This window comes from Levilactobacillus tujiorum, from assembly GCF_012641185.1.
In the GTDB taxonomy this organism is placed as follows: Bacteria; Bacillota; Bacilli; order Lactobacillales; family Lactobacillaceae; genus Levilactobacillus; species Levilactobacillus tujiorum.
Genome location: NZ_JAAXLK010000067.1, coordinates 1 through 227 on the forward strand (window position 1 = coordinate 1; position 227 = coordinate 227).

Genomic DNA, 227 nt, shown 5'->3' on the forward strand with positions numbered 1-227 from the left:
CCAACAAGGAGTCTGGTGGTAATTACCGCGCCAAGAATGGTCGCTACTATGGCAAGTATCAATTAACCCGCTCATATCTGAAGGGCGATTACAGTAAAGCCAATCAGGAGAGAACGGCCGATAAGTATGCCCACAGCCGTTATGGCAGTTGGGTTCGAGCCAAGCATCATTGGTTAGCTTGTGGCTGGTTCTAAATAAATGATAAATACTGGTGTCACCGTTGGTTA

General features: G+C 46.7%; 1 protein-coding gene. It reads left to right on the forward strand.

Annotation, left to right across the window (positions count from 1 at the left end; all coding sequences use genetic code 11):
• Window positions 1–194, forward strand: a 194-nt coding sequence (locus HF569_RS12230; RefSeq protein ID WP_456298534.1) for an aggregation-promoting factor C-terminal-like domain-containing protein, incomplete at its 5' end; no start/stop codon positions are given.
• Between the last annotated feature and the right edge of the window lie 33 nt (window positions 195–227).